General features: G+C 70.6%; 10 protein-coding genes. 8 read left to right on the forward strand and 2 right to left on the reverse strand.

Features of this window, described 5'->3' with window-relative positions:
- Window positions 1–13 precede the first annotated feature (13 nt).
- From HV826_RS14885 to HV826_RS14900, 4 genes are read left to right on the forward strand one after another with little or no spacing between them, the layout of a single operon-like run.
- Window positions 14–1,291 carry a glycosyltransferase family 4 protein gene (locus tag HV826_RS14885; protein ID WP_176417667.1) on the forward strand — a complete coding sequence of 426 codons (1,278 nt, stop codon included), beginning with the start codon at window positions 14–16 and terminating at the stop codon, window positions 1,289–1,291.
- Window positions 1,288–2,046, forward strand: coding sequence for a thioesterase II family protein (locus HV826_RS14890; RefSeq protein ID WP_176417668.1), 759 nt, complete (start codon window positions 1,288–1,290; stop codon window positions 2,044–2,046). Before HV826_RS14885 ends, HV826_RS14890 begins: the two co-directional genes overlap by 4 nt.
- Window positions 2,043–2,372 carry a hypothetical protein gene (locus HV826_RS14895; protein ID WP_176417669.1) on the forward strand — a complete coding sequence of 110 codons (330 nt, stop codon included), beginning with the start codon at window positions 2,043–2,045 and terminating at the stop codon, window positions 2,370–2,372. The genes HV826_RS14890 and HV826_RS14895 overlap by 4 nt, the downstream gene beginning before the upstream one ends.
- A gap of 22 nt (window positions 2,373–2,394) precedes the next feature.
- Window positions 2,395–3,261 (forward strand): cupin-like domain-containing protein, encoded by an 867-nt coding sequence (locus tag HV826_RS14900; RefSeq protein ID WP_176417670.1) that lies wholly within the window; start codon window positions 2,395–2,397, stop codon window positions 3,259–3,261.
- Between the two features lie 15 nt (window positions 3,262–3,276).
- Here HV826_RS14900 and HV826_RS14905 read toward each other — a convergent pair whose 3' ends face one another.
- Together HV826_RS14905 and HV826_RS14910 are read right to left on the reverse strand one after the other, a co-directional pair.
- Window positions 3,277–4,716: a hypothetical protein gene (locus HV826_RS14905; protein WP_176417671.1), complete on the reverse strand. Its 1,440-nt coding sequence runs from the start codon at window positions 4,714–4,716 to the stop codon at window positions 3,277–3,279.
- Window positions 4,717–4,772: 56 nt separating this feature from the next.
- Entirely contained in the window at window positions 4,773–6,902 is a 2,130-nt protein-coding gene (locus HV826_RS14910) for a lantibiotic dehydratase (protein ID WP_255217227.1), read from the reverse strand.
- A 278-nt stretch (window positions 6,903–7,180) separates the two neighbouring features.
- On the opposite strand from HV826_RS14910, the gene HV826_RS14915 reads away from it, so the two are divergent.
- The 4 genes from HV826_RS14915 to HV826_RS14930 all read left to right on the forward strand — a co-directional run bounded on the left by HV826_RS14915 (window position 7,181) and on the right by HV826_RS14930 (window position 12,720).
- The gene (locus HV826_RS14915; RefSeq protein ID WP_176417672.1) at window positions 7,181–7,867 is read left to right on the forward strand and encodes a glutathione S-transferase; all 687 of its coding nucleotides are present in this window, start codon (window positions 7,181–7,183) and stop codon (window positions 7,865–7,867) included.
- A gap of 31 nt (window positions 7,868–7,898) precedes the next feature.
- Complete coding sequence (locus HV826_RS14920; RefSeq protein ID WP_176417673.1) at window positions 7,899–9,137, forward strand: GNAT family N-acetyltransferase; 1,239 nt, start codon at window positions 7,899–7,901, stop codon at window positions 9,135–9,137.
- A 109-nt stretch (window positions 9,138–9,246) separates the two neighbouring features.
- The gene (locus tag HV826_RS14925; RefSeq protein WP_368670925.1) at window positions 9,247–9,933 is read left to right on the forward strand and encodes a TVP38/TMEM64 family protein; all 687 of its coding nucleotides are present in this window, start codon (window positions 9,247–9,249) and stop codon (window positions 9,931–9,933) included.
- A gap of 66 nt (window positions 9,934–9,999) precedes the next feature.
- A complete protein-coding gene (locus HV826_RS14930; RefSeq protein WP_176417674.1) occupies window positions 10,000–12,720 on the forward strand; it encodes an HAD-IC family P-type ATPase in 2,721 nt (906 codons plus the stop codon).
- The last annotated feature ends 116 nt before the right edge of the window (window positions 12,721–12,836 follow it).

A 12,836-nucleotide genomic window follows, 5' to 3' on the forward strand; every position in this document is an offset into this window, starting at 1 on the left:
CGAGAGACAGCCCATGGCACCTCCCATCTCCCCACCCCTGAAGGCCCTCCTCCTGGCCATGGAGTACACCCCGAACGTGGCCGGCGGTGTGGGCACCTACGTCTACGAGCTGGCCCGCGGGCTGGCGCGTGGCGGGTGCAAGGTCACCGTCCTGGCATACACGCCCGGCGAGCCCGCGGTGCTCCGCGAGCCCAACCTCACCGTGCACATGATGCCGCCCAGCCGCGGCAGCCTCTCCCAGGCGGGAAAGCTCTCCCTGGTGGGCGGCATCCGTGTCTTCAACGACGACCTGCTTCACCGAGGCCGCGAGCTCATCCGCGAGGAGCAGCCAGACCTCATCCACTTCCACCAGTGGCACACCCACCGCGCCGCGCGAGCGCTGGCCAACGAGGCCGGTGTGCCCGTGCTGGGGACCAGCCACTACATCTCCGAGCCCGCCGAGCGATGGTGGGGACAGACGCCCGACCCGGAGATTCTCGAGGAGGAGCGCAGCTTCTATGACGGGACGACGAACGTCATCTCGGTGAGTGACTCCATGAGCCAGCTCATCCGGGAGACCTACGGGATGCCGGCCTCGCTGCTGCACACCATCCACTGCGGCATGGACGCGGGCCCCTTCCTCCAGCCCTCACACTCGCCGGAGGACTACGCGCGCCTGCGCGCCACGGTGGCCACGCCGGATGACCCGGTCGTCCTCTACACGGGCCGGCTGCACCCCATGAAGGGCATCAGCGCCATCTTCGCCGCCGCCGAGCGCGTGCTCGAACGGCGCCCCAACGTGCGCTTCCTCCTGGCCGGTGGCACCGACTCGCGCGAGTCCACGCAGATGGTGCAGACGCTGACCCAGCGCTACGCGCACCTGCGCCACCGCATCAAGCTGCTGGGCAAGCTGCCGCGCCAGCAGCTCGGCCTCCTCCATCGAATCGCGGACCTGGCGCTGGTGCCTTCGCTGTACGAGCCCTTTGGCTACACGGCCATCGAGGCCATGGCCTCCGGCCTGCCGCTGGTGGCGACGCGCTCTGGAGGCCCGTCGGAGATCGTCGACCACGAGAAGACGGGCCTGCTGGTCCCCGTCCTCCCCGGGGCGCCGGGAGGTCCGCGCGAGGTGGACGTCGAGGCGCTCGCCGCCGCGCAGCTCAACCTGCTGGAAGACCGTGGGCGGGCGCGGCGCATGGGGCTTGCCGGCCAGCAACGCGTGGTGGAGCTGTTCAGCCTGCCGCGCATGGTGGCCGCCAACCTCGCCGTGTACCAGCAGCTCGTCGGCGGACAGGGACGCGAGGTGCGGTCATGACGGAGTGGCTGGCCTTCCACGTCCCCTCACCGGCGTCCTGGGTGCGGCTGTTCTGTCTGCCGCACGCTGGCGGCAGCGCCTCGCTGTTCCGCACCTGGCAGGCGGAGCTGGGGCAGGACATCGAGGTGTGTCCGGTGCAGCTCCCCGGCCGGGAGAACCGCCTGCGCGAGCCGCCCTTGCGCGCGCTGCCGGACGTCATCGCGCCCCTGGTGGACGTGCTGGCGAAGCACACGGACAAGCCCTACGCCCTCTTCGGACACAGCATGGGCGCGCTGCTCGCATACGAGCTGACGCGGGCCCTGCGCGAGCGCGGGCTGCCAGCGCCCCTGCACCTCTTCGTCGCCAGCTACCGGGCGCCGCACACGCTCCAGGCCCACACGCCGGCCACGGCCACCCATGACATCGACGCGTCCGAGGCCCGGCGCCTGGGTGAGTCACGCGCCGTATCCGGCGAGATGGCCGAAGAGCTGCTGACGCTGATGCGCGCCACCATGCTGGCGGACACCGCCGTGTGCGAGGGCTACGCGTGGAAGCCAGGCCCCGTCCTGTCGTGCCCGCTCTCCGCCTTCCGCGGCTTCGACGACTACGTGCTCGATGACGCAACGGAGGCGTGGCGCCAGCTCACCGCCGGTCCATTCGCCACCCAGACGTTCCTGGGGGACCACTTCTTCCTGCGACAGACGCCGCGCGGCCTGCTGCAGAACATCCGCCGGAGCCTCACCATGCCCCCTTCTTCCAAGGAGCCTTCCCGATGAAGTACCTCGTCTACGTCAAGGACCGCACCTCGGGCCCGCAGCCCCAGGACCCCATCGCCCTCAACCGCGCTGTCCGTGACTGGGTGGGCGCCCGCCTCCAGGACGGCACCTTCGACTGTGCCTACTACGTCCTCCCGAAGATGGGCCTCTGCATCCTCAACGCCGACTCGCACGAGTCGCTGCTGTCGCTGCTGCGCGCCTGGCCATCCTTCGCGTTCCAGGAGTTCGAAATCCACATGCTGGCGGACGTGCGTCACGGCATCGACAACAACTTCGAGCGCCTGCAGAAAGCAAGCGCCCCAGGCCAGACCGAGAGCGCGGCCTGACGCACCACCCGGGAGAGCTGCCATGAGCACCGCCACCGCCCAGAAGGGCGCAGAGCCCCTGGTCCCCGAGCGCATGCCGCTCGACAACCGCCGGGCCTTCTACGAGCGCATCGAAGCCAACAACAAACCCGTCATCCTCACCGACGCCATGAAGGGCTGGCCCGCGGCCGAGCGGTGGACCTTCGACTACTTCGCCACGAAGTACCGCGACGTGAGCGTCCCCGTGGAGTGGCTGCAGTACAACGCCAAGGACACGGGCGGCGTGGAGCGCGTGGGCCGCGTGCGGAAGATGAGCATGCAGGAGTACGTCGACACGCTGAAGGCGAAGGGCGACGAGACGCCGGGCTACCTCATCGGCAACGACTTGTTCCGCACCCTGCCGGAGCTGCACAAGGACGTCCGCTTTGACGAGTACGCCGTCCAGCGCAAGCTCACCGAGCAGCTCTTCTTCATGGGTCCGCGCGGCACCTTCACCCAGCTCCACCTGGACCGCGCGCACAACCTGCACGCCGTCATGGTGGGCCGCAAGCAGTGGCAGTTGTACTCGCCCAGGCGGGACGCGGAGCTGCGCCCGGCGAAGCTCAGCCACCCGTGGTCCGTCGTGAGCACACATGACCTGACGCCCCACGGCGGCAAGGCGGACCAGCTCCCCGGTGGCCTCGCCCCGGACTATGACTTCGTCCTGGAGGCCGGGGAGATCCTCTACCTGCCCTACGGCTGGTGGCACCGCGTGTACACGGTGGAGGACGCCATCGCCACCAACTACTGGTGGTGGACCTGGTCGATGCTGGCCAAGCTGGGCCCGAAGCTCATCCCCTCCATCGCCTTGAGCGCGGCGGGCCGCATCCGCAAGCAACAGAAGCTGGGCCGCGAGTACCGCGAGCAGTAACGCGGCCCCGCCGTCTCACTCCAGTTCGATGAGGGCGCCCACCACGGCGCCCTGCGCGACATTCACCACGCCGGTGCCCCGCTGCATGGGGCACATGCGGAAGAAATGCCCGCCGTAGGTCTCTCCCAGCACGAAGAGCCCCCAGACCACGCTGTAGGGCACCACCGTGCCCTCTGGCCCCAGGGCGTGGATGGGCGTCGGACGCACGCGCTCCTGCACCACCCAGCCGCCCACGTCGAGCGCCTCGCGCACGGCCGTGTCCCAGTCGGCGGCGGAGGTCGCCCAGCCCACCCGCACGGACTCGCCGCCGTAGTCCCGGCCCGGCTTGAGGACCAGGGACTCGCGCTGCGAGGCCAGCAGCTCTGGGATGAAGTACCGCGTCCCGTCGCGCTCGACGTGCGTCCGTTCGACCCGGCATGTCCAGGGGACGTTCCGGCGCACCAGCTCCCGTTCCGGCTCGGACAGCGCGGACGTCGTCACGTGCTCCCAGAGCAGCGTGAGGTTGCGCTTGTCGTCGAGCACATCCTGCGCTGGGCCGTTGAGCAGACTGACCGTCCGGGCATCGAACGCGGCCTGCGCCCGCGCGACGTAGGCCGCTCCCGCCAGCGCCACCCTGTCTCGCGCGTCGTACTCCACGACGGCGTGCAGTCGCTTGCCCCGGAGCGTGAGGCGCGCGCCGGGCCCGGACTCCACCGAGCCATAGGTGGCCATGAGGACCTCGCCGCGCGCGCCTTCGGGCTGGAGGAGTTCTTGGAGCTGGGCGGTGAAGAACCGGCTCACCTGCTCCGCCGGGCCCGCGTCCGGCAAGGTGCTGGGGGAGAAGAGGATGCCGATGTTGCACTCCCCTTCCCAGTCGAGGTCGCGCCGCACGGTGTCGACGAGGTTCGCGAAGAAGTCGCGCAGCGTCCGCGGCTGACGGACGCGCAGCCGCTGCTCCACGGCGAAGCGCTGCATCGCGGGCTGCGCCAGCACCTGCTGGACGTGGAGGGCCGTCTCCCAGCCCCCCACGCCCGCCGTCATGTTGAACTCCAGGCACTTGAGGGCCGTGCCGTCATGGATGAAGTCACCGCGGCCAATGGCCCCCCGGGCGTCATCCGTCCGCGCCAGGGCGTCGAGCGCCGCGTGCGCCCGCTCATGCGGAATCCCATAGAACGCCGCCGCGCGGTCCGTGGCCCCCAGCAAACGCCGAGGGGCCTGCTTGATGAGCCGGCAGAGCGCCGGGGCGACCTCCCGCATCTGCCGCGCGACCGGGCCTTCCACGAAGGTGGGCCAGGCGTGCAGCTCATACGGGATGAGCGGCGACGCCTCGTACGGCTTGAACGTGTGGCGCGAAAAGGCCTCGGGGACGCGCTCGGTGAACTCCAGGAACGCAGCGGCGGCGGGGGAGAGCTGGCCATGCTGCGCTTTGACTTCTGGGGGGAAATGTCCGCCGGGAATCGGCTCGGGCACGCTCATGGGCGTACGGCTCCTTCATGCACAAGGGTTGAAACCGTTGGGACGCGGCGGGCCGCTCAAGACAGCTCGCAGACCAGCCGCAGCTCGCTCGTGTAGCGGCGCTGCGCCGCGTCCGTGAGCCAGAGGTGCTCCGGGTCCGGCAGCATCTCCGAGAACTGGACCCGCGAAGCCGGCGACTTCTCCGCCGTGCTCCGCACCAGCTTCGCCATCATCTCCACCAGCAAGGGGCTGTCGAAGTCCACGAAGCAGGGCTTGCGCTCCGTCGCCACCTTGAAGAACGCGAAGCGCGGAATGCCCAGCCCCTGCTGCCAACGCCGGGCAGCCAGCCACTGCGCCAGTGGGTCCGTGATTCCGGCGAAGCCCAGCTCGGACGCGGGCGCGCTCCAGCGCTCCCGGGCGACGACCACGCCGTCCACCGTCACCCGAGGCGAGTAGTCATCCGCCAGCGCCAGGTCGAAGATGCTGGCGCAGCGCTGCTCCAGGAACACGGCCATGAACGCCATGAGGCCGAAGCGGCGCCCGCTCACGCGGTCGAGGACCTCCAGCGTGCCGTCACGCCGCTCCACCACCATGTCCCCCACGCGAAGCGCGCGAGCCCCCGGCTGGGGCGGCGGCTCCTGCCCGGAGAGGTAGTAGAGGCTGTCACGCGGGAAGAGACACGGCAGCGTCCGCTGGCTCCACTCGGACTTGGGGAACACGGGCACCACGTCCGCCCCGGTGGCGCACCGCTCCGCGAGCGCGAAGAGCTCCTCGGGCGCGGGGTGCTGCTCCACGAAGAGCGAGGAGATGCTGTTGCACAGGTGCAGCTCCCCCAGCACCAGCTGGTAGTCCCCGGTGCGGACTGCCTCCTCGCTGGCCGCGTCAATCATCACGTCCGGCGAGGCATGCCAGCGGCTCCGCCACGCCGGGCCCGCCTCGCCGAAGGCCTCGAGCACCCGGGGCCGGAGCGAAGCAACGGTGCGCGTCTGTCGTCTGACCTCCGGCTCCAGCGCGAAGAGCTCACGCCAGCGCCGGCGATGCTCGGCGACGGCCTGGGCCACGGGCATCAGCTCCGCTTCGGTGGCCGGGTCCTTGAGCCCCTGGACGAAGGCGAGCTGGAGCGCGGTGAGCGACACGGGCGCGCCGCCTTCGGACAACCGGTCGAACAGCGCATCCAGCCCCGCGCGCGTGCCCCGGGTCACCTCCCCCACCAGCCACCGCGCCCCGGTCAGCACCAGCTCCAGCACGGCCCCGAGCCGGTCAACCACCGGAGCGCCCAGCGCCAACGCGCCGTCGCGCTCACAGTCCTCGTAGATGAGCGTCCGCGAGGCATACGTCTGGCCCGCCGCGCGCGTCGGCGGCGCTCCCGTCACTTCCTGGAACACGGCCTCCAGCTCCGCGACCGCGGCATCCAAGGCCGCGGGCGCCCCAGCCGCGGCTTCGACCGCGGCCCGCGCGCGCTCCAGACGCTCCAGCGGCGCCAGCGCACGGGCTCGTGCGTCCGCATCCTCGATGGCCATCAGCGCGCCGCGCAGCACCCCCTCGGGCCGGAGGACGAGCGGCACCTCCCAGCCCCAGACCAGGACGCCGAACCCCACGGCCTGTTCGAGCGCCGTGAAGACTTCATCCTGCGTGGCGAAGGCAGGCGAAGCACCGGCCGTGAGCTCCCGCGCGAGGCTCACCGCGCTGACCGAGCCATCACACCGCGACAGCAGCAGCGCCTGCTCCGGGCTCAGCTCCACCGGCGTGGGCATGGGGCCGTGAAGCACGGGGCCCTCCAGCCGGAAGTAAGGCAACAGCCGGGGCGGTGCCCAGTGACGCAGGGACGCGTCACGCGCCAGCGCGGCGCTGAGCGCGTCCAGGCACCACGTCTCGAAGTAGACCGCGCGCCGGGAGACGAGCCGCTCCCCGGGCGTCCAGCGCAGCCCGTCATTCGAAGGGGTGAGCCGAGCCCAACCCACGGGGCCAAAGAAGCCGATGGTGTCGTTCTTGGTGCTGTAGCGCTGGACATAGGAGGCCACCAGTCGCTCGCGCTGCCGGGCCTTGCTGTTGCGCGCGGTGGCGGGAAGGGCCGCCAGCGGCTCCACGCCCGTCTTGTAGGCATGGCGGTTCTGCCAGAGCAGCGCCTCGCTCAGGTGGGATGCTCCCGCCAGTGAGCGCAACGCCGCGCTGATGGAGAGCAGGTCCGAGTCAAACGCGGTGCGCAAGGCGTCACCGGGTGTCTCAACCCCTGATGCGAGCCATGTATCGGCGGCGGAGGCCGCTGTCGGGGCCGCGAGCCGGAGCGCATCCTGGGCGGGAAAGCCGGCGCCACGCAGCGCGGCCCATGGCCACAGGGCCATTCCTGGAGCAAGGGAGACGAGCGCGGGTGCTTCGGGCTTCGCGAAATCCAGAGGCTCGGGTACACCAATCAAGGAAGTCTGCCCCTTCCGAATAATACGTTTACGCTAGTATAGAGCCTCTCCCTTTCAACCACGAACCCTGTATGAACGCTCAATCATCATTGCCGCGCTTGTCGTATTTCACGGGTCGAGGCGTCGCCGAGAAGATCCGCCTGCTGCTCGCCGAGTCCGGAACGGAGTACGAGGACATCGACCTGGGCCCCTATGACGTGCAGGCCAAGGTGAAGACGCCGGCCTTCGAGGCCCTCAAGGCCGCTGGCAAGCTGGCCTTCGACAAGGTGCCGCTGTGGGAGGAGCCGGACGGCTTCCGCGTGGTGCAGAGCCTGGCCATCCTGCGGCACGTCGCGCGCACCCGCGGCCTCTATGGGAAGGACGCGCGGGAGACCGCCGCCTGCGACATGGTCATCGACGGCGTCGAGGAAGTGACGGCCCGCGCGCGCAGCCTGACCTCGCTCACGCCGGACCAGCTCTCCGAGCAGCTCCCCATCATCCTGGGCGAGGAGCTGCCGCAGTGGCTCGCGCACTTCGAGCGGCTGCTGAAGGGCAACGGCAGCGGCGACGGCTTCTTCGTCGGGGCCTCCGTGACGGTGGCGGACACCAGCGTCTTCGGCTTCCTGGAGCTGCTGGTGGACAACGGCCTCCAGGACCTCCTGGAGAGCACCTACCCTGGGCTGTTCGGGTTCTTCGAGCGCATGAAGCAGCGCCCCAACCTCGCGCGGCACCTGGCCAGCCCCAAGCGGCCCCCCGCCGTCCAGCTCCTCAACGGCTGAGCGAAGCCGCGACTCACGAAGCCCCCCGGCCATGACGCTTACCTTGAAATTCCACGACTCCGTCAGCCACCTGAGCGACGCGGAGCTGGATACCCTCACCTCTGAGTCGAGCGTCTTCTTCGGCCGGCGCTGGCTCCGCATGCTGGACGCGGTCGACCTGTCCGCCATGGCCCGGGGGGAGCTGTCCCTGCGATATGCCATTGCCTATCAGCAGGGCACTCCCATCGCGCTGTGCCCGTGTTTCATCACCCGTAGCAAGACCATCTACACGCCCTACTCGCTGGAGCATTTCCTCTTCACCAGTTGGAAGAAGGGCTTCGCCAACGGGCCCGCCTGGAGCCGGGTGGCCGTCGCGGCGGCGGACCTCTACCGCAACGTGGCCTGGCGCACGGGCGCGGGCTTCGATGGCGGGGTCTTCGTCACCAGTCCGCTCAGCATGCGGAGCAGCATCCACTGCGCCGCGCGGTCCGCGGAGGTCGCGAAGCAGGCACGGGAGCTCATCCTCCAGGGGCTCCGGGAGCTCGCCACCAGCGAGCGGCTGCCGCTCTACTTCTACGGCGTGGAGCGGGACGACACGACGCTGAGAGACGCACTGACGTCCGCGTCGTTCCAGGAGATCTTCATCTACGACGACAACGTCATGGATGTCCCGGGGGACACTTTCGACGCCTACCTGGGCCAGTTCAAGAGCGACGTCAGGAGGGTGCTCAAGAAGGAGATCGCTCACGCGCAGAACGCGGGCGTTCGCTTCGAGCGTGTCTCCCGGATGGGCGAGCTGGCGGAGCAACTGGAGCGGTTCTACGAGGTGACCTACTCCAAGTACGGCAACGAGCACCTCCGCCACCCTTCCACGTTCTGGGCGGCGCTCGACAAGCACGTCGCGCCCGAGGCCGAGGCCGTGGTCGCCTACCAGAACGGCGAGCCCATCGGCTTCTCCCTGCTGCTCCACAAGCACGACGAGATGTGGTTCTACCGGGTCGGCCGCGCCGAGGCCGGCGCCTCCGAGACGCCGCTGTATTTCAACCTCGCCTTCTACGAACCGCTGCGCCGGGCCTACGAGCTCGGCGTCAAGAAGCTCTGGCTGGGCGCCAGCGGGTACGAGACGAAGCGGCGCCGGGGCGCGCGCAGGCACGGGCTGTACAGCTACCTGTGGATTCCGGGGCGCTGGTCCCGCGCCGTGCTTCAGCCCTACGTGTCTGCCTACTCCCGCGTGGCCATGGCCATGGCCGCTGGCGGCACGCAGAATGGTCGCATCCGCAAGACGCCCTGAAACGTCGAGGTGAGGGCCTGTCGGGCAGCCAAACCTCCCCCGCTCCAGGGCGCGGCTTGCCCTTCGGAGCGGCGTGCCCAGCTTGGCGGCTTCAGGACGGGAACGTGACGTGGCTGCCTTGTTCGGAGTGGACCCGCCTCGCGGCCTTCCGGCGGCGTGGGGTCGTGCGCTCCTGCTGGGGCTGCTCCTCGCCGGCCTCGCCCTCCTCGCCGCCTCGGAGGCCTTCCAGTCCGTCCTCCAAAGGTTCCTCGACGCGGCCGCGCCCGTCATCGCCGAGCACCCCTTCTGGGGCGCGGTGCTCTTCGTCCTCCTGTCCGCGCTGTCGGCCATGCTGGCGTTCTTCTCCAGCGCGCTGCTGCTCCCCGTGGCCCTCGATGCCTGGGGGAAGACCGTCTGCGCGCTCCTGCTCTGGACGGGGTGGATGCTGGGAGGCGCCTGCGCCTATGGCATCGCCCGCGCCTGGGGCAGACCCTTCATCCGCCGGCTCACCTCCGCCCGCGTGCTCGCCCACTACGAGGAGCGCATCTCCCGGCACAGCTCCTTCGGATTGGTGCTCCTCTTCCAGCTCGCGGTCCCCTCCGAGATTCCCGGCTACGTGCTCGGCCTGGCGCGCTATGGGTTGCGCCGCTACCTGCTCGTCCTCGCGCTCGCGGAGCTCCCGTACGCGGTGGGCGCCGTCTATCTGGGCTCCAGCGTCCTCGAGCAACGCCCCCTCGTCCTGCTGGGCCTGGGAGTGTCCGGCATCCTCTTCGGTGCATGGGCCCTCCATCGCTTGCGCAAGCGCCTGCGTCCGTAGCCCCGGGCCACGAGCAGCCCCATCCTTGCGACAGCCGGGCGGGCCACACCGCCATGGAGAGCGGACATGGAGCCCAAGCAAGCACAGCCCTGGCATGCCCTCCCCTTGGAGGAAGCCGAGTCCCAGCTCGGGACTGGAGCGCTCGGGCTCCAGCGCTCCACGGCCGGCGCCCGGCTGGCGCGGCACGGGCCCAACCAGCTCGCGGAGACCCCGCCGACGAGCCCCCTGGCGCTGCTCGTCCACCAGTTCAAGAGCCCCCTCATCTACATCCTGCTGGCCGCCTGTGCGGTGACCCTCGTGCTGGGTGACTTCATCGACGCGGGCGCCATCGCGGCCATCCTCGCCATCAACGCCGCCATCGGCTTCACGCAGGAGCGGCGGGCCGAGGTCTCGGTCCGGTCGCTGATGCGGCTGGTGTCACCCAAGGCGCGCGTCATCCGCGACGGACACGAGTGGGAGGTGGAGAGCCGGGAGCTGGTGCCCGGAGACCTGGTGCTGCTGGAGTCGGGCACCCGGGTGCCGGCGGACCTGCGGTTGGTGTCCGCGACGGCGCTGACCGTCGACGAGTCGCTGCTCACCGGCGAGTCAGCCAACGTGCACAAGCGCGCGAGCGTGGTGGCCGCGGACGCGCCGCTGTCGGACCGGGAGGACATGGCCTACACAGGCACGGTGGTGTCCAGCGGGCGGGGGCGCGGCTACGTCGTGGCCACCGGGGGCGCCACCGAGCTGGGGAAGATCGCCGGTCAAATCCGGGGCGAGGCCGTGTCCACCACCCCGCTCCAGGAGCGGATGGACCGGTTCGCCCGGCTGGTGGGGCTGGTGGTGCTCGTGGGCTCCGGGCTGAGCTTCCTCATCGGCGTGGTGCGGGGCGAGTCCATGGCGCACATGTTCATGCTCGCGGTGGCGCTCGCGGTGGCCGCGGTGCCCGAGGGCCTGCCCGTGGTGCTCACCATCACCCTGGCGGTGGGGGTCGGCCGCATGGCGCGGCGGCGCGCCATCATCCGCAAGCTGCCCGCCATCGAAACGCTGGGCAGCACCACCGTCATCGGAACGGACAAGACGGGCACGCTGACGGAGAACCGGATGACGGTGCAGGAGCTGTGGGCCGGAGGCCGCTTCCTCACGCTGTCGGACGAGGCCCCGCGGAGGGATTCTCGGGCGCGGCCGGTCGAGGGCGCGGAGGACCTGGCCGAGCACCCGCCGCTGTACATGCTGCTGCTCGCGGGGGTGCTCGCCAACGAGGCCGAGGTGTTCCAGGGAGAGCAGGGCGTGGAGACGCGCGGAGACCCCACGGAGGCGGCGCTGCTGCTGGCGGCGGAGCGGCTGGAGCTGGCGCACGAGGCGGTGCGGGGACACTGGACCTCCTACGCGGAGATTCCCTTCGAGCCCGAGCGGCAGTACTCGGCGAGCATCCGTGAGCGCGACGGCCAGCGGGTGGTGTTCGTGAAGGGGGCGCCGGAGCGGGTGCTGACGATGAGCACCGCGCAGCTCGGTGAGGCGGGCGTGGAGCCGCTGAATGGGGAGGCCGTGCACCAGGCGGCGGCGGCGCTGGCCGGGCGGGGCCTCCGGGTGCTGGCCATGGCGTACCGGCGGCTGGAGGGCGAAGGGGCTCGGCCGGACACGGTGGGAGACCCCGAGGGCCTCGTCTTCCTCGGGCTGACGGGGATGATGGATCCGCCGCGAGCGGGCGTGCGCGAGGCCATCGCGAGCTGCCAGGCCGCGGGGCTCCGGGTGGTGATGATCACCGGCGACCACGTGGCCACGGCGCGCGCCATCGGCCAGGAGCTGGGGCTCGCGAGCGGCGGCGCGGCGATGACGGGTACCGAGCTGGCGACGCTGGACGACGCGGCCCTGCGGAGGCGGACGAAGGAGGTGGACATCTACGCCCGGGTGGCGCCAGAGCAGAAGCTGCGGGTGGTGCAGGCGCTGCAGGCCGTGGGCGAGGTGGTGGCGGTGACGGGCGACGGCGTGAATGATGCACCGGCGCTCAAGGCGGCCGACATCGGCGTGGCCATGGGCAAGAGCGGCACGGACGTGGCGCGCGAGGCCTCGGACATGGTGCTGGCGGACGACAACTTCGTGAGCATCGCCGCGGCGGTGGAGGTCGGGCGCGTCACCTTCGACAACCTGCGCAAGGCGACGTTCTTCCTGGTGAGCACGGGGGCGGCGTCCATCATCACGCTCATCACCTCGCTGGCGCTGGGCTGGCCGCTGCCGCTGCTCCCCGCGCAGTTGCTGTGGCTCAACCTGGTGACGAAGGGGCTCCAGGATGTGGCGCTGGCCTTCGAGCCCGCGGACCCGGGGGTGATGGCGCGGGCGCCCCGGGCGCGACGGGAGGGGTTCATCTCCGAGCTGCTGTGGGAACGCACGGTGCTCGCCGGAGGGGTCATGGCGGCGGGGACGCTGCTGGTGTTCAGGTGGGAGCTGGAAGAGACGGGCTCGCTCACGGTCGCGCAGACGGCGGCGCTCACGACGATGGTGCTCTTCCAGATGTTCCAGGTGGGCAATTCGCGCTCGGAGGCACAATCCGTGTTCGCGCGCAGCCCCTTCTCCAACCCCATGCTGTTCTGGGCCACGGCCGCCTCACTGGTAGTGCACGTGGGAGCCCTCTACCTCGCCCCGACCCAGTTCGTGCTGAGGGTGGTGCCGCTCACGGACTGGAACTCGTGGGTGCGCATCGTGGGGGTGGCCTCGACCATCATCGTGGCCATGGAGCTGCACAAGCGGCTGCGGCGACCAGGTCCGCCCGTGACGTCCCGGGCCGCCCAGCAGCCCCGCGCGGCCTGACGGAGGGCCGTGCGCCCCGGGGCGCGAAGGTGTCTCGGACGCGGGGGTGAGGAGCCGTCTCCTTCCGCTCGGCGTGACGGAAGAGCTTCAGATGATGGACGTGGCGCCGCGCCCGC

Source organism: Myxococcus sp. AM010 (assembly GCF_013372585.1).
In the GTDB taxonomy this organism is placed as follows: Bacteria; Myxococcota; Myxococcia; order Myxococcales; family Myxococcaceae; genus Myxococcus; species Myxococcus vastator.